Origin of the sequence: Intrasporangium sp. (assembly GCF_040414665.1) — a bacterium.
Lineage (GTDB): Bacteria > Actinomycetota > Actinomycetes > Actinomycetales > Dermatophilaceae > Intrasporangium.
This window is the reverse complement of sequence record NZ_JBEDUL010000136.1, coordinates 1-15521: the sequence shown is the minus strand read 5'-3', so window position 1 is coordinate 15521 and position 15521 is coordinate 1. Positions and strand designations below refer to the sequence as shown.

Sequence of the window (15521 nt, the reverse complement as noted above, 5' to 3'; positions counted from 1 at the left end):
AGAAGTCGTCATCGCAGGGTTGTACCGGGGCCGACGTGGACGTCCGGGTCGGCCCCTCAGCGGGGGCCGGGTCCGAGCAGGTGCTGCGGTGAAAAGCGCGAGTATTCGCGGAGCGGCCATGCTGTCTCCCTAGTTCGGGATGACGGGCATTGGCCCTGACCTGCAGGTTTGGTGGAGCTGAGGGGATTCGAACCCCTGACCTTCTCATTGCGAACGAGACGCGCTACCAACTGCGCCACAGCCCCTTGATGCGACAGGAACTGTAACACCACGCGGCCCGCCGCATGAAACCCGGAGCCACCCTTACCGGGAGTAGATACCACCGTGGGGCCCCTGGGCTACCGCAGTGACATCGTCCCGGAGTCAGCTCGCCGGTGACACGCGCGGCTACCGCCGCTCACACCCAGCTCGGGAACCACATCCGCTGCGACCACTCCGTCTGGGGGATGACATCTGCCACATAGATCGGGTGGAAGAAAGCGAACAGCCCGATCGTCAAGAGCACGAATGCCCCCATCACCCCCAGACCGACCCGACGTCGCGTGACCGACGCCTCCCGTCCACCGACGACCAGACCGAGCACGTACACGCAGGCCAGCACGACCCACGGCACGAACGACACCTCGTAGAAGGAATAGATCGTCCGCTCGGCGAGGAAGAACCACGGCAGATAACCGGCCGCGAGACCGCACAGCACGGCCCCGGCCCGCCAGTCGCGGCGCAGCGCCCACATGAACAGCAGGACGAAGATCGCCAGCGTCCCGCCCCACCAGATCGAGACGGTTCCGATCGAGGTGATCGCCTTGCTGCACTGGTCGACCATGCAGCCGTCGACGCCCTTCACCGGCCCTTCGTAGAAGAAGGACGTGGGCCGGCCCTGGATCATCCACGACCACGGACTCGTCTGGTAAGGGTGCGGCGAGTTGATCGACGCGCTGGACTCGAACATCTGCTGGTGGTACGCCCACAGCGACCGCCACCAGTCGGGCAGCAGGCCGCCGAGCCCACCGGACGGACGGGTCTCGGCCCACGTTCGGAACGATCCGCCCCGCGTGAGGATCCACCCCGTCCAGCTCGCCACATAGGTGACGAGAGCGGTCCCGACGAGCTGCACGAACGCGAACAGACCGTCCTTGACGACGCCCGCGACCACCCAGCTCCGGACGCCGGCGGCCCGGCGCGCCCCCAGGTCCCACAGGACGGTGAGCAGTCCGAAGAAGACGAGGAAGAAGACTCCAGACCACTTGACGCCGGCCGCCAGACCGAGCATGACGCCGGCGACCCAGCGCCACGGCCGCCAGCCCAGCCATGGACCCCACTGGCTGATCGACGCCCGCGACACCCCGGCCACCTTCGCCGCCACGAGCTCGCGCGTCTGGTCTCGGTCGATGAGCAGGGCCCCGAACGCCGCCAGCCCGAAGAACATGACGAAGATGTCGAGCAGCCCGGTCCGCGAGTGCACGAAGTGGTGCCCCTCGAAGGCCAGCAGCGCAGCAGCGACGGCACCCAGCAGGTCCGACTGGAAGAGCCGCCGCGCGATCCGTCCGAGCATGAGGATCGACAGCGTCCCCGCCAGGGCCACCGCGAACCGCCACCCCATGGAGTTGAGGATCCCGAACGGGACCTCGCCGAGCCCGATGAGCCACTTGCCGACCGGTGGGTGAACGACGAAGTCGCCGTCCGTGCCCCAGACGAACGGGTCGTTCGCCGTGAAGTGCTGGTCGACCTGTTTGGCCTGCTCGAGGACGGGATCGACCTTCATCTCGAAGCCGAACAGGATCATCGACCAGCCCTGCTTGACGTAGTACGTCTCGTCGAACACGAGCTGGTGCGGTGCGCCGACGTGCCAGAACCGCATGATCCCGCCGACAGCGGTGAAGAACAGCGGTCCCAGCCACCCGAGGGTCAGCAGGCTGCCGAATCGTCGCCGGGGCGGCGCGTCCCGGAAGTCGTCCTCCGGCTTCCCGAGCAGGCGCGAGCGCACTGCCAGGGCGGAGTTCATGGGCGACATCGTAAGCAGTTTCGCCGTCCGCGCCGGGCCCCTCCCCGTCGAGTGTGCGGTTGGCGCCGCGCCCCTCCCCGTCGAGTGTGCAGTTGGCGCCGCCCGGGCTGGGCACCAAGTGCACACTCGACGCAGGGGGCGGGACGAACTGCACAGTCGAGTCAGGGGAGGCTGGTGGTGGCCTCGCGACGGACGCGGTAGGCGAGCGCAGCGACGCCCAGCGCGATGCCCCACGGCACCCAGAGCACCTCGGGCGCCCACGCGGCCCAGTCCACTGGCTCGCCCGGGAGCGCGTCGATCTCACCGCCAAGAATGATCATGGCAAAGCCGATCCCAGCAGAGATGACGGCCATGGCGACGAAGAGTGCTGGGACGACGGCCATCGAGACGGGCACCGGCCGTCCACCGACGCGCGGAACCCACGACCAGAACGCCTCGCCCCAGCGCTGCACGAGCCCGAGCGTCAGCATCGACCCGACGATCGCGAAGAGGCCGAGTCCCAGGCCGGCGTACTTCGCGTCGCCGAGCAGGTCGAGGAACTCGTCCGAGACCCCGAGGGGGATGCCGAACGCCCAGGCGACCCGCGTCGAGGCGTAGACGAGCGGCGCTGCGACAGCGACGCCCACCGCCCACCGCCCGACCCGGACCGCGGCGATGCGACGGCGCTCCGCCAGCTCCCGGTCCGCACCGCCGGCAAAGCCGACTCGATCCAAGGACCCGGTGAGCGCGGACAGGCCGGTGAGGAGCAGGCCGACCCCACCGACGCTGTGCATGAGCGAGAGGAGCACCGGGGTGGGGATCGTCATCTCGTGGGCCGCGAACGGCTCGATCCCGACATGGTGGAGCAGCACCATCGGCAGGTAGCCGAGCAGCGTCAGCGAGCGCACGTCAGCCAGAGCCAGGGCGACGACGATGCCGGTTGCGAGCAGCAGCCCTCCGGCGATCCGGGCGGGTCGCCCGTCACGACGGTCCCAGGTGGCCAGGGCCGCGAGACTGACCCCAGCCAGGACCGCGACGACCACGGCGACGGTCGAGGTCGACAGGGCGCTGAGCACAGAGGGGTCGGCGCCGGACCACGGGGTCACGTCGAGGCCGGCCAGCTGGCCGAGCGCGAGACCGAGCTGGAGGACGGCCCACAGGCAGGCGACACCCGCTGCGACTCGCGGTCGAGACCTCGGGCGGTGACCAATCGACGGCTGGGCCTGGCCGGGAGTAGCGAGGAGGGTTTCCATGCCTCCACCGTGCGACAGGGGAGCCGCGGGGCGCCTCACCCTCAAGTCGTCGGTGCCTCAGCCTCGCGGATGAGTTCGATGGGTGCTCATTCCCGCTCGAGCACGAAGATCGTCCGCTCGCCGCTTCGCTCGAAGTGGGCCTGGTAGGCGGGCCAGGTCGTGACCAGGCGCGGCCAGAGCCGCTCGACCTCCGCCGCCGTCGCCTCCCGGGCCCGGTAGGTGCCGACGTTCGAGCCGACCTGGGCCCGCGCGACCGGTGTCGCCCGAAGGTTGAGGACCCAGGGGTTCGTCCGCTCGGAGCCCGGCTTCACGTTGCAGATCACCAACCGGTCTCCGTCCCGGAGGTAGAAGACCGGAGTGGTGTGCGGAACGCCGGTTCGCCGGCCCGTGGTCGTGAGCAGCAGGACCGACCGGGCCCGGCGAGCGCTGATCGTGAGGCGGCCGCCGGTCCACCGATAGAGGCGCCGATCAAGCGGAGCGACCACGTGTTTGACCAGCCAGACGGCGGGCCGGCTGCCACCGATCCGGCGCGTCCACCCGGTGCCTCCCAACCGATCCATGAGCCCTCCGTGCCTTGAGCGCCTCAGATGGTGATGCCGCGAGCCTTGAGGAACGCGTAGCCGACGAAGGCGACGATGTCGAGCAGGGCATGGCAGACGACGAGCGGCATCACCCGCCGGGTCCGGGCGAAGACGTAACCGAGGATCAGCCCCATGACGAGGTTGCCGGCGAAGCCGCCGAATCCCTGGTAGAGGTGGTACGTCCCGCGGATCAGCGCGGACACGCCGATGACCACCGGCCACGACCACCCGATCTGCCGCCATCGGGTGAAGAGGTAGCCGACCATGACGACTTCCTCGACGAGCGCGTTGCCGATGGCCGCCAGCGTCAGCACGGGCGCCGACCACCACACGTCGGTGAGGTTGGCCGCCGAAACGGTCGTGTTGATCCCGACCGCCTTGGCCAGGAAGTAGAACCCCAGACCCGGTAGCCCGATGAGCGCCGCCAGACCGAGCCCGCGCAGCAGGTCCCGGGCCGGCTCGGTCCGGTCGAAGCCGATGAACCTCGCCGCCCCGATCGTCATGGACGGGCGCAGCACGGTCGACAGCAGGTACAACGCCAGGGCCACCGGCACGACCTGGATGAGGATCCCGGCGAGCTGGTAGCCGAGGTCGAGCCAGGGCCGGTCCGGCGTCGCCGACTGGTTCATCGCCGTCGTCTGCGACCGGAGCGGCACGTTGCGAGTCAGCTTCTCGATGATCGACAGGACCGACCAGATCGCAGAGGCCCCAAGGCTGACCCCGAGGAGCAGGACGGTCTCCCAACCCAGCGTCCGCCGCTGCGCCGGCCCGGCCGCGCGCACCGGTTCGCGATCGCTGGGACCAAGCTCAGCGGCATCCGGCAAAACGCGGGGGGCCATGGCGCTCACTGTACTTTCGCGCCGACGTACGCTCGTGTCATGGCGCTCTTGGGGGACTGGACGGCGGGCCGCCACAAGGCGGGCGGCGTCGAGCATGACACCTACCGGCGGGGTAGCGGTCCGGGCATCGTCGTCATCCACGAGAGCCCCGGCCTGACGCCCGAGGTCGTCGAGTTCGGCGAGGAGCTCGTCGAGGCGGGCTTCACCGTCGTGCTCCCACACCTCTTCGGCTCCGCAGATGCACCGCCCCGCACCTGGGAGGCAGCACGCGTCGTCCCGAGGCTCTGTGTCACAAGAGAGTTCACGATGTTCGCGACGGGAGTGACTGCCCCGCTGGGAGATTGGCTCCGTACCCTTGCCCGGGAGCTCCACGCGTCGGCGGGCGGACCGGGCGTCGGGGCCATCGGCATGTGCGTCACGGGTGGGTTCGCCCTCGCGATGATGCTCGACCCGGTCGTTGTCGCGCCGGTCGTCGCGCAGCCCGCGGTGCCGCTGCCCCTCGGGCGGCGCCGGGCGGCCGACCTCAACCTGTCGCCGTCCGACCTGGCCGCGGTCCGTGCCCGCGTCGCCGACGGCTGCCCGGTGCTCGGGGTGCGCTATCGGGACGACTGGGTCACCGGCACCCGGTTCGAGACGTTGCGTCAGGAGCTCGGGGACGGCTTCATCTCAGTGGAACTCGCTGGTCACGGCCACGCGACCCTGACCGACCACAAGCACCCGGTGGCGGTGGTCCGGGTCGTCGACTTCTTCCGCGAGCGGCTCCTCGGACAGTGACGGTGGGTCTCGACCCGCGTAAACCGTTGGAGCGCTGCACCGCTCGCGACCTAGGGTCTTGCCATGAGCAGCTCACCCGTCCGTCTCGCCCTGCGCCAAAGACTCACGACAGCACTGCGCGAGCGGGACAAGCCGACCGCGGCCGCGATCCGCGCGGCAATCGCCGCGCTCGAGAACGCCGAGGCGGTGCCGACGTCGCACGGCGCGGTGACAGCGACCTCGACCCACGTTGCCGGCGCCGCGATCGGCGTCGGTGCGGCCGAGGCGGAGCGTCTCGCCCTGGACGAGGAGACGGAGGCGGCGATCCTCCGCGCCGAGGTGGACAGCCTGCTCGAGGCTGCAGGGGAGTACGACTCGCTGGGGCGGGGCGAACGTGCTGCCGAGGCGCGCACGGCTGCCAACGAGCTCTCCCAGGTTGTCCACAGCGTGTTGGGGACAACATGGGGATAGTGACCAAGCCAGGTGTGGACAACCGGACGTTTCCGGTGGATGACACGCCGACGTCCTGTGGATGCAAAATTCTTTCGCGAAAACCCTTGCGCCGTAGTGGAGTAGGGGCGTAGAACTGCTTTCACGCACTCCCCTCGGGGAGAGCGGGACGGCTCGGAGACGAGGGTCCGCACGGAGGAGCAATCCTTCGCAGTGGCTTGGTGACGAAGGCGCTGGGACCGGACTTGAAGAGCAGTCGATCGGGAGCGTCACATCGACCGATCAACCCGAAGGGCCCTTGAGACTCATACTCCCAAGGGCCCTTCACCCTTTCCCGCGGCGACGGCGGCGTCATAGAGCGCCTTCTTCGACAGCCCCGTCCGTGCCGCGACGTCTGCACAGACGTCCTTGAGGCGTTCCCCCTGCTCAACCCGATGCCGTATGCCGCTGAGCTCGCTCTCGATGGTCGTGACCTTTCGCTCGGCACCCGTCACGACAACCGTGATCTCGCCCTTGACCCCGTCCTGCGCCCAATCGGTCAGCTCCGGGAGGGTGCCGCGGCGGACCTCCTCGTAGGTCTTGGTCAGCTCGCGGCAGACGGCTGCGCGGCGCGCCGGTCCGAACGCCTCGCCCATGGCCGCCAGCGTGTCCGCAAGCCGGTGCGGCGCCTCGAAGAAGACCATGGTGCGCCGTTCGTCGGCGAGCTCGGTGAGGAAGCGGGCGCGCTCGCCGGACTTGCGGGGCAGGAACCCCTCGAAGCAGAACCGGTCGACCGGCAGCCCCGACACGGCAAGGGCCATGAGGACCGCGCTCGGTCCGGGCACACAGGTCACGCGCACCCCGCGCGCCACCGCTGCCGCCACGAGGCGGTAGCCGGGGTCCGACACCGACGGCATCCCGGCATCAGTGACGACGACCACCCGCTGGCCCACGAGCAGCCGTTCGACCAGCTCCGGAGTCCGGCTGGACTCGTTGTGGTCGTGATAGCTGAGCACCTGTCCTGCCGGGCTCACGTCGAGGTCGGCGAGCAGGCGCTTGAGCCGGCGCGTGTCCTCGGCCGCGATGACGTCGGCCCCGGCAAGCTCCTCGGCCAGGCGCGGCGCTGCGTCGCGCGGATCACCGATCGGGGTCGCAGCAAGGACGAGGGTGCCGGCGTCGGGTGCGGTGCTCACACCGCCATCCTGCCGTGCGGGCCACTGCTGTCGGCGCGGCGGTCACGTGGTCGGTTGGCTGTCCACGTCGGTCGCCCGATACAGCTCGTTGACGGCACGTCGCGCGATCAGGGCCGCGATGACGAGCGCGATCCCGCTCGCGATGGCGAGCACCCCGACGGCCCAGAGGATGGCGAGGATTCCGCGAACCGGGTTGCCGAACAGGAGGATCGCGCCGAGGACGATGGCCAGGACGCCAGCCACCGTGTGCCACCACCAGCGGGGCTGACCGAGCCTGCGCACCTCGAGCGAGCCGGCGATCTCCATGACGCCACTGAGGATGGCCCAGAGTGCGACGAGCCAGAGCAGGACGACGGCCGTGATGCTCGGCCAGACCACGGCGATGATGCCGGCGATGATGGCCAAGGCGCCCTGGAGGAAGATCAGCCACCGGCCGCGCTCGCCCTTGGCCTGGACGCCCGTCATGATCTCAAGGATCCCGTCGAGGAGCGAGAAGACCGCGAAGAGGACCAGGAAGACGACGACCGTCGCCTTGGGCCAAGCGAGCACCGCGATCCCGAAGAGGATGGCGAGGATGCCGCGGAGCAACACGAGCCACCACAGGGTCTTGAGCATGGATCGAGCTTCGTAGGGTGAGTCCGACATCGGCCTGCCTCTCCACGCCTGGCGCTGCCCCCTTTGGTCGAGCGCCTCGACCTCATCATCGCGCGGTTCCGCGCCGCAGGCCACGACCGACCCTTGCCTTCCGCATGGGGTCGCGCAATGGTGGGAGGGCGGCTCCTCCAGTCGAATCGCCGCGAACCCGAATCGAAGACAGTCGGAACGAAGGAGTGCTCATGTCAGCCATCCGCACGGCATCCGCCCACTGGGAGGGCGACCTCTTCACCGGGAGCGGGCAGGTCAGCCTCGAGTCCTCCGGGGTCGGCACGTACGACGTGACGTGGGCGTCCCGGGCCGAGGAGCCGGGCGGCAAGACGAGTCCCGAGGAGCTCATCGCGGCGGCTCACTCCGCGTGCTTCAACATGGCGTTCTCCAACGGCCTTGCCAAGGCCGGCACTCCGCCGACCACGCTCGACACGACAGCCGCGGTGACGTTCGTCCCAGGCACGGGCATCACCGAGATCACGCTGAGCACCGTCGGGTCGGTCCCCGGGATGTCGGCCGAGGACTTCCAGAAGGCCGCCGAGGAGGCCAAGGACGGCTGCCCGGTGAGCCAGGCGCTCAAGGCCGTGCCCTCGATCACGGTCGAGGCCCGCCTCGCCGACTGACGGAGTCCCACCCCACGTCGAGTGTGCAGAACGTGCCCTCCCGCACGACGGTGCAGTCTCACGGTGCGGCGCGTTCTGCACACTCGACGTGACGGCGCGGTCGCGGACTCGGCCACCTTAGGATCGGGCCCATGAGCAAAGTCCTGTCTGCTGTCGCCTGGCCGTACACCAACGGCCCGCGCCACATCGGCCACGTGGCCGGGTTCGGCGTGCCCTCCGACGTCTTCAGTCGGTACATGCGGATGGCGGGACACGACGTGCTCATGGTCTCGGGCACCGACGAGCACGGCACGCCCATCCTCGTCCTCGCGGAGAAGGAAGGCCTGTCCGCCCAGGAGGTCACCGACAAGTACAACCGCGTCATCGCGACCGACCTGACCGACCTCGGCCTGTCCTACGACCTGTTCACCCGAACGACGACGGTGAACCACTACGCCGTCTCCCAGGAGCTGTTCACGGGGAACTGGCGCAACGGCTACATGATCGAGCAGACGACCAAGGGCGCGATCAGCCCCTCGACCGGCCGCACCCTGCCGGACCGCTACATCGAGGGCACCTGCCCGATCTGCGGCTACAGCGAGGCGCGCGGCGACCAGTGCGACAACTGCGGCAACCAGCTCGACGCCGACGAGCTGATCAACCCACGCAGCAAGATCAACGGCGAGACACCGGAATTCGTCGAGACACAGCACTTCTTCCTCGACCTGCCGGCGCTCGCAGGCGCGCTGGCGGAGTGGCTCGACGGGAGAGAGGCTTCCGGGACGTGGCGGCCCAACGTCATCAAGTTCGCCCGCAACCTGCTTGACGATGTTCGGCCCCGGGCCATGACCCGCGACATCGACTGGGGGATCCCGATCCCCCTCGACGGGTGGAGGGACAACACCCACAAGCGACTCTACGTCTGGTTCGACGCGGTCGTCGGCTACCTCTCCGCGTCCATCGAGTGGGCCCGCCGCATCGGGGAGCCCGAGCGGTGGCGCGAGTTCTGGGACGCGACGCAGGACGACCCGCCGGTGAGCTACTACTTCCAGGGGAAGGACAACATCACCTTCCACGCGCAGATCTGGCCGGCCGAGCTGCTCGGCTACGCCGGCCGGGGGGACAAGGGCGGCGAGGCGGGGACGTACGGCGTCCTGAGCCTTCCTACCGAGGTGGTTGCCTCGGAGTTCATGACGATGGAGGGCAAGCAGTTCTCGACGTCGCGGGGCCACGTCATCTATGTCCGTGACGTCCTCGAGCGCTATGGCCCGGACCCGCTGCGCTACTTCATCTGCGCGGCTGGGCCGGAGAACCAGGACAGTGACTTCACGTGGGCGGAGTTCGTCCAGCGCAACAACAGCGAGCTCGTCGCCGGATGGGGCAACCTCGTCAACCGGACCGCGTCGATGGTCGCGAAGAACTTCGGGCAGATCCCTGCTGCCGGACGTCTCGAGCCGGTGGACGAGGCGTTGCTCGAGACGGTGCGCGGTGCCTTTGCCACAGTGGGCGGCCTCATCGAGCGGCAGCGGTTCCGGCAGGGGATCGGTGAGGTGATGCGTGTCGTCGGCGAGGCGAATCGCTATGTCGCCGAGACGGAGCCGTTCAAGCTCAAGGGTGACGACGAGCGCGAGCGGCTCGGGACGGTGCTCCACGTGCTGGCGCAGGCGGTCGTGTCGATCAACACGCTGACGGCCCCGTTCCTGCCGCACGGCGCCAACCGGGTGCACCGGGTCATGGGCGGGCAGGGCGACTTCGTGCCGATGCCGGTCCTCGAGGAGGTGACCGACCTCGACGACGGGCGGCCCTACCCGGTCATCACCGGCGACTACTCCGGGACGCCGCGGTGGGAGTACCAGCCGGTCGTCGTGGGCACGCCGATCGCGAAGCCGACGCCGGTCTTCACCAAGTTCGACCCGTCGGTCGTCGAAGAGGAGATCGAGCGGATGCGCCGAGAGGACGAGATGGACGGCGGCGAGACGGACGGCAAGGGCCAGGCGGACACCAGCGCATGAGCTCGCACTCGTCGCCTCGGCACGGACTGCCGCCGGCCGCTCCGGACCCGCTGCCGATCGACGTCGTCGACAACCACGTCCACCTCGACATCGGGCGTGACGGGGCCGACCCCCTGGACGTGACGGAGGCGGTCGCCCGGGCTCGCGCGGTGGGCGTGAGCCGCCTCGTCCAAGTGGGTTGTGACCTCGAGGCCATCGACTTCACGGTCGACGCAGTCGAGCGGTTTCCCGAGGTGCTGGGAGCAATCGCCTTGCACCCCAACGAAGTGCCCAAGCTGGCTGCCGCTGGGACGTTGTCAGCGGCATACGACGTCGTGGAGCGTGCGGCCGGGCACGAGCGGATCCGGGCGGTCGGCGAGACCGGGCTGGACTACTTCCGCACGGGCCCTGACGGGGTGGCCGTCCAGGAGGAGGCCTTCCGCTGGCACATCGGCCTCGCCAAGCGACTCGGCAAGGCCCTGCAGATCCACGACCGTGATGCCCACGACGACGTGCTGCGGGTCCTCGAGGAGGAGGGGGCGCCGGAGCGGACGGTGCTGCACTGCTTCTCGGGGGACCTGTCCATGGCGCGTGAAAGCGTCGAGCGTGGCTACTACCTGTCCTTCGCCGGGACGGTGACGTTCAAGAACGCCCGGACCCTGCGCGACGCGCTGACCGTGACGCCGCTCTCGCAGGTCCTCGTCGAGACCGATGCCCCGTACCTGACGCCGTCGCCCCACCGCGGTGCGACCAACGCGTCCTACCTTGTGCCGCATACGATTCGGGCCATGGCAGGCGTCCTCAACGTGGACGTGCCGACCCTGTGCCGGGCGGTCTCCGAGAACTCCGAGAGGGTCTACGGACCCTGGTCATGAGGGCTGAGGAGGGCTGCCCCGACCGTTGTCCCCAACCCCCTACTCGAGGGTATCGGTCATCCACAGAACGTTATCGGAATTTGACCGTTGACGACTTGATCATTCACTCTGGATGACTGTTGGCCGGATGCCGCCCCGCATCGGACCCTCATCGAGGCCCCTCGCGAACGTCCCCGAGACAGCCCTCCGAGGTCATCCGAGAGCGCGTGTCACCCGGGGAGTACGACGTTCGGAGAATAGTGATTTCGCGCAAGTTACAGGTCATCGCCGGTGCCGGCGCCGCCCTGCTGCTCACCGCCGGAGGCGTCGGGGCAGCCCAGCTCGACAAGGCGGTGAACCTGTCCGTTGACGGCACGTCCACCGCGACCCACGTCTTCGGCAGCACGGTTGGTGACCTGCTCGACAGCGAAGGCATCTCGGTCAAGGACGGAGACGTCGTCTATCCAGCGGCCGACGCGTCGCTCTCGGACGGCGACACGGTCACCGTCAAGTACGCCCGCACGCTGAACCTCACGATCGACGGCACCAAGAAGCAGATCCGCACGACCGAGACCACGGTCGACGCCGCCCTGCTCGCCCTCGGGCTGCGCAGCGACGGGGCCCGGATCTCGGTGTCGCGTTCCCAGGCGATCGGACGCCAGGGTCTCGACCTCACGGTCGTGACGCCCAAGCCCGTGACCGTCGTCGCCGACGGCAAGACGACGACGAAGACGGTGACCGCTGCGACCGTCGCCGAGGCCCTCGGCCAGCTCCGCGTCGGCTTCGACGCGAACGACAAGGTCGCCCCGGCGCCCGCGACGCCGCTCAAGGCGGGCATGAAGGTCGTCGTCCAGGACGTCACGACGAAGACGAGCACGCGGACTGAGTCCGTCGACTTCAAGACCGTCCGCACCCAGACGTCGGACGTCTACAAGGGCACGACCAAGGTGAGCAAGCAGGGTGTCGATGGCGTGCGGACCATCACCGAGCGGACCACGATCATCGACGGCAAGGTCACCAAGAAGGAGCGCGTCTCCGCCAAGGTCACCACGGCGCCGGTCAACAAGGTCGTCCTCGTCGGCACCAAGGCGCGTCCGACCCGGGCCTCGAGCCCGGCGCCAGCCCCGACGAGCTCCGGCGGCAACACGTCCGGTGCCGGCCTCAACCTGGCCCGCGCGGCCATGTGGGACCGGGTCGCCCAGTGCGAGTCCGGCGGCAACTGGTCCATCAACACCGGCAACGGGTACTACGGCGGCCTGCAGTTCTCGTACAGCACGTGGCTCGCCTACAACGGTGACGACTTCGCGCAACGCGCCGACCTGGCATCGCGTGCGGAGCAGATCACCGTCGCCAACCGGGTCTACGCCGACAACGGCCTCTCCCAGTGGGGCTGCAAGGCCTGAGTCCCCCCGGCCCACCGGCGGCACCGCGAGGGCCCTCGACCACCCGGTGGTCGAGGGCCCTTCGCCTGTGCAGGCAAACCCGATGCCGTATGCCGCTGGGCTCAGCCCGCGCGGAGCTGCACTTCCCGACCGCCGCCGGGTCAGGGGTACCCATAGGGTGTGGCAATGACGAGTGAGCGGGCCGGGGGCCCCGCGGAGTCGACGGACGGAGCCGGTGACGCCCTCCTCGGACCCGCCCAGATTCGCGACCTCGCGCACCGGCTCGACCTGCGCCCCACCAAGCAGTGGGGACAGAACTTCGTCGTCGACGCCAACACGGTCCGCAAGATCGTCCGCGTCGCCGGGGTCGGTGAGCAGGACGTCGTCGTCGAGGTCGGGCCGGGTCTCGGCTCACTGACCCTGGCGCTGCTCCCCGTCGTCCACCGAGTCACCGCCATCGAGGTCGACCCGCGTCTTGCGGGTGCGCTCGAGGACACCGTGCGCGCCCTCCAGCCCCAGCATGTCGACAAGCTGCGCCTCGTGGCGGATGACGCCCTGACCGTCACCCGGCTTCCCGGTCCGAGGCCCACGGCACTCGTCGCGAACCTGCCCTACAACATCTCCGTGCCCGTCGTGCTGTCCTTCCTCGAGCACTTCCCTTCCATCCAGCGCGTCCTCGTCATGGTCCAGCTCGAGGTGGCCGAGCGCCTCGCGGCAAGGCCCGGCAGCAAGACCTACGGCGTGCCGAGCCTCAAGGCCGCCTGGTACGCCGAGGTCGACCTCGCGGGACGGGTCGGGCGCAAGGTCTTCTGGCCGGCACCGAACGTCGACTCAGGACTCGTCTCCCTGGTGAGACGAGACCCACCCCGGACCACCGCGAGCCGTGAGGAGGTCTTCCGGTGCATCGACGCTGCCTTCCTCCAACGACGCAAGTCGCTCCGCGGTGCACTCGCGGCGTGGGCGGGCTCCCCGGCCCTCGCCGAGGCGGCCCTTGTGGCCGCCGGGATCGACCCGAAGGCGCGCGGCGAGCAGCTCGACATCGAGGCCTTCGCCCGCATCGCCGAGCACAAGGGCGGGCCGGCCGTGCCCGGCACCATAGGGTGACCGCATGACCGCAGCCCCGACACCACCCAGGTCGGTGACCGTGCGTGCCCCGGCCAAGGTCAATCTCGAGCTGCGCGTGGGCGCACTGCGGCCCGACGGGTACCACGATCTCGCCACGGTGTTCCAGGCGGTCTCCCTGTATGACGAGGTCTCGGTGGCGCGCTGGGACGAGTGGCAGGTCGTCCCGGGCGGCACCTATGCGGATCGCGTCCCGACCGGCACCGGCAACCTCGCGATCCGCGCTGCCAAGCTGATCTCGGAGCAGTGGGACATCGACGACGTCCTGTCGATCCACATCGACAAGGACATCCCGGTCGCGGGCGGCATGGCGGGCGGTTCCGCGGATGCGGCCGCCGCCCTCCTCGCGTGCGACCACCTCTGGGGTCTGGGGCTCGAACGCGACGAGCTGGCCGAGCTCGCCGCCGAGCTCGGCAGTGACGTCCCCTTCCCGCTCGCAGGTGGCAACGCCATGGGTTCGGGTCGGGGTGAGCAGCTCGCTCCGGTCCTGGCTCGCGGCACCTTCCACTGGGTCTTCGCGATCAGCGACACCGGACTGTCGACCCCCGAGGTCTACCGAGAGCTCGACCGGCTGCGTTCGGCCGACGGCGGCGACGCCAGGGACCCGGCCCACTCCGCCGACGTGAGCTCCGAGCTGATGGCGGCCCTGCGCCGCGGCGACGCCCAGGCCCTCGGGAAGGCCCTCCACAACGACCTCGACGAAGCCGCCTTCTCGCTGCGCCCCGAGCTGCGAGTGCTGCGCGACGCGGGAGTCGAGTTCGGGGCGCTCGGCGGCCTCGTCAGCGGTTCCGGCCCGACGGTCGCCTTCCTCACCGAGAGCCACGAGGCGTCCCTCGACCTCTCGGTCTCCCTGGCAGCCTCGGATCTGTGCCGCGACATCCGCCGTGCTCGGGGCCCGGTGCACGGCGCCCACGTGGTCAGCGGCTCCCGCCCGGACTGAGCCGCGCACACCCACCGACGGGACTGAGGCCGCAACACGCCCGGTACCCCGGAACTGACCAGTGCTGCTTCAGGGGTGCGTTCGATGGTGCCGGGCGTGTTGCGGGGTGTGGCTGGGGGCGTGGTGCGGGGTGGAGGCGGTTCGTGCGGGCAGTGGCCGAGGCCGTAGGGTCGGTAGGCCATGCCACCTGCCGCCACCAGAGCCGTCAACCTCGTCAACCTCGAGCGGGTCTCCCTCGTCTTCGGGACGACCCGAGTGCTCGACGGCGTCTCGATCGGCGTGCTCGCTGGTGACCGGATCGGCGTCGTCGGTCGCAACGGCGGCGGCAAGTCGACGCTGCTGCGGGTCATCGCGGGCAGCCAGGAGCCGGACGAGGGCCGCGTCTCCAGACAGGGCGGTGCCGAAGGCATCCGGATCGGGATGCTCGCGCAGGACGACTCCCTCGATCCCGGCCACACGGTCCGCGAGGCGGTGCTCCAGAACCGTCCCGAGCACGTCTGGGCGGGCGACGCACGCATCCGTGACGTCCTGACCGGCCTCCTCGGCGGCATCGAGGCGCCCGATGTCGGTGGCCTCGACGCGATCGTCGGCCCGATGTCCGGCGGTGAGCGCCGCCGGCTGGCCCTCGCGCAGCTGCTCGTCGACGACCCTGAGCTCCTGCTCCTCGACGAGCCCACCAACCACCTCGACGTCGAGGGCGTGGCCTGGCTCGCCGACCACCTCGCGACCACCCGACCGAGACCGGGCAACGCGACAGTGGCGATCACGCACGACCGGTGGTTCCTCGACGCCTACGCGAGCCTGACCTGGGAGGTCGAGGCCGGGCAGGTCAACCCCTTCGAGGGTGGCTACGCCGCCTACGTCCTCGCGAAGGCGGAGCGGGACCGGCTCGCCGGCGTCGTCGCCGACCGCCGCGCCAACCTCATGCGCAAGGAGCTCGCCTGGCTGCGCCGCGG

The 15521-nt window shown here is 69.7% G+C and carries 15 protein-coding genes and 1 tRNA gene; 9 read left to right on the top strand and 7 right to left on the bottom strand.

Features of this window, described 5'->3' with window-relative positions; translation table 11 throughout:
* Positions 1-169 precede the first annotated feature (169 nt).
* From ABF401_RS14190 to ABF401_RS14170, 5 genes are all read right to left on the bottom strand, one after another.
* Positions 170-245: transfer RNA gene (locus ABF401_RS14190), tRNA-Ala, on the bottom strand.
* A gap of 152 nt (positions 246-397) precedes the next feature.
* Complete coding sequence (locus ABF401_RS14185) at positions 398-2002, bottom strand: dolichyl-phosphate-mannose--protein mannosyltransferase (RefSeq protein ID WP_353510218.1); 1605 nt, start codon at positions 2000-2002, stop codon at positions 398-400.
* Positions 2003-2163: 161 nt separating this feature from the next.
* Complete coding sequence (locus ABF401_RS14180; protein ID WP_353510217.1) at positions 2164-3234, bottom strand: hypothetical protein; 1071 nt, start codon at positions 3232-3234, stop codon at positions 2164-2166.
* 86 nt (positions 3235-3320) lie between these two features.
* Complete coding sequence (locus tag ABF401_RS14175) at positions 3321-3794, bottom strand: nitroreductase/quinone reductase family protein (protein ID WP_353510216.1); 474 nt, start codon at positions 3792-3794, stop codon at positions 3321-3323.
* A 23-nt stretch (positions 3795-3817) separates the two neighbouring features.
* The gene (locus ABF401_RS14170) at positions 3818-4654 is read right to left on the bottom strand and encodes a CPBP family intramembrane glutamic endopeptidase (RefSeq protein ID WP_353510215.1); all 837 of its coding nucleotides are present in this window, start codon (positions 4652-4654) and stop codon (positions 3818-3820) included.
* Positions 4655-4693: 39 nt separating this feature from the next.
* On the opposite strand from ABF401_RS14170, the gene ABF401_RS14165 reads away from it, so the two are divergent.
* Both ABF401_RS14165 and ABF401_RS14160 read left to right on the top strand, forming a co-directional pair.
* Positions 4694-5428 (top strand): dienelactone hydrolase family protein, encoded by a 735-nt coding sequence (locus ABF401_RS14165; RefSeq protein ID WP_353510214.1) that lies wholly within the window; start codon positions 4694-4696, stop codon positions 5426-5428.
* Positions 5429-5491: 63 nt separating this feature from the next.
* Complete coding sequence (locus ABF401_RS14160; protein ID WP_353510213.1) at positions 5492-5878, top strand: hypothetical protein; 387 nt, start codon at positions 5492-5494, stop codon at positions 5876-5878.
* A 284-nt stretch (positions 5879-6162) separates the two neighbouring features.
* Here the strand turns inward: ABF401_RS14160 and rsmI are convergent, their stop codons facing one another.
* Both rsmI and ABF401_RS14150 read right to left on the bottom strand, forming a co-directional pair.
* Positions 6163-7029, bottom strand: coding sequence for a 16S rRNA (cytidine(1402)-2'-O)-methyltransferase (gene rsmI, locus ABF401_RS14155; protein ID WP_353510212.1), 867 nt, complete (start codon positions 7027-7029; stop codon positions 6163-6165).
* A gap of 42 nt (positions 7030-7071) precedes the next feature.
* Positions 7072-7644 carry an HdeD family acid-resistance protein gene (locus tag ABF401_RS14150; RefSeq protein WP_353510211.1) on the bottom strand — a complete coding sequence of 191 codons (573 nt, stop codon included), beginning with the start codon at positions 7642-7644 and terminating at the stop codon, positions 7072-7074.
* Between the two features lie 221 nt (positions 7645-7865).
* On the opposite strand from ABF401_RS14150, the gene ABF401_RS14145 reads away from it, so the two are divergent.
* From ABF401_RS14145 to ABF401_RS14115, 7 genes are all read left to right on the top strand, one after another.
* Entirely contained in the window at positions 7866-8297 is a 432-nt protein-coding gene (locus tag ABF401_RS14145) for an OsmC family protein (protein WP_353510210.1), read from the top strand.
* A gap of 131 nt (positions 8298-8428) precedes the next feature.
* On the top strand, positions 8429-10288 hold the full coding sequence (gene metG, locus ABF401_RS14140) for a methionine--tRNA ligase (protein ID WP_353510209.1): 1860 nt from the start codon (positions 8429-8431) through the stop codon (positions 10286-10288).
* A complete protein-coding gene (locus tag ABF401_RS14135) occupies positions 10285-11142 on the top strand; it encodes a TatD family hydrolase (protein WP_353510208.1) in 858 nt (285 codons plus the stop codon). The genes metG and ABF401_RS14135 overlap by 4 nt, the downstream gene beginning before the upstream one ends.
* Before the next feature lie 239 nt (positions 11143-11381).
* Positions 11382-12524, top strand: coding sequence for a resuscitation-promoting factor (locus tag ABF401_RS14130; protein WP_353510207.1), 1143 nt, complete (start codon positions 11382-11384; stop codon positions 12522-12524).
* Positions 12525-12689: 165 nt separating this feature from the next.
* Entirely contained in the window at positions 12690-13607 is a 918-nt protein-coding gene (gene rsmA / locus ABF401_RS14125) for a 16S rRNA (adenine(1518)-N(6)/adenine(1519)-N(6))-dimethyltransferase RsmA (RefSeq protein WP_353510206.1), read from the top strand.
* Between the two features lie 4 nt (positions 13608-13611).
* Complete coding sequence (locus ABF401_RS14120; RefSeq protein WP_353510205.1) at positions 13612-14565, top strand: 4-(cytidine 5'-diphospho)-2-C-methyl-D-erythritol kinase; 954 nt, start codon at positions 13612-13614, stop codon at positions 14563-14565.
* Between the two features lie 180 nt (positions 14566-14745).
* Positions 14746-15521 (top strand): ATP-binding cassette domain-containing protein (locus ABF401_RS14115; RefSeq protein ID WP_353510204.1); only part of this gene is annotated, 776 nt, incomplete at its 3' end.

What these genes read in the sequence shown, in the direction of transcription:
- ABF401_RS14185 (WP_353510218.1), bottom strand. Translation starts at nt 2,002, where the DNA reads ATGAACTCCGCCCTGGCAGTGCGCTCGCGCCTGCTCGGGAAGCCGGAG.
- ABF401_RS14180 (WP_353510217.1), bottom strand. Translation starts at nt 3,234, where the DNA reads ATGGAAACCCTCCTCGCTACTCCCGGCCAGGCCCAGCCGTCGATTGGT.
- ABF401_RS14175 (WP_353510216.1), bottom strand. Translation starts at nt 3,794, where the DNA reads ATGGATCGGTTGGGAGGCACCGGGTGGACGCGCCGGATCGGTGGCAGC.
- ABF401_RS14170 (WP_353510215.1), bottom strand. Translation starts at nt 4,654, where the DNA reads ATGGCCCCCCGCGTTTTGCCGGATGCCGCTGAGCTTGGTCCCAGCGAT.
- ABF401_RS14165 (WP_353510214.1), top strand. Translation starts at nt 4,694, where the DNA reads ATGGCGCTCTTGGGGGACTGGACGGCGGGCCGCCACAAGGCGGGCGGC.
- ABF401_RS14160 (WP_353510213.1), top strand. Translation starts at nt 5,492, where the DNA reads ATGAGCAGCTCACCCGTCCGTCTCGCCCTGCGCCAAAGACTCACGACA.
- ABF401_RS14150 (WP_353510211.1), bottom strand. Translation starts at nt 7,644, where the DNA reads ATGCTCAAGACCCTGTGGTGGCTCGTGTTGCTCCGCGGCATCCTCGCC.
- ABF401_RS14145 (WP_353510210.1), top strand. Translation starts at nt 7,866, where the DNA reads ATGTCAGCCATCCGCACGGCATCCGCCCACTGGGAGGGCGACCTCTTC.
- metG (WP_353510209.1), top strand. Translation starts at nt 8,429, where the DNA reads ATGAGCAAAGTCCTGTCTGCTGTCGCCTGGCCGTACACCAACGGCCCG.
- ABF401_RS14135 (WP_353510208.1), top strand. Translation starts at nt 10,285, where the DNA reads ATGAGCTCGCACTCGTCGCCTCGGCACGGACTGCCGCCGGCCGCTCCG.
- rsmA (WP_353510206.1), top strand. Translation starts at nt 12,690, where the DNA reads ATGACGAGTGAGCGGGCCGGGGGCCCCGCGGAGTCGACGGACGGAGCC.
- ABF401_RS14120 (WP_353510205.1), top strand. Translation starts at nt 13,612, where the DNA reads ATGACCGCAGCCCCGACACCACCCAGGTCGGTGACCGTGCGTGCCCCG.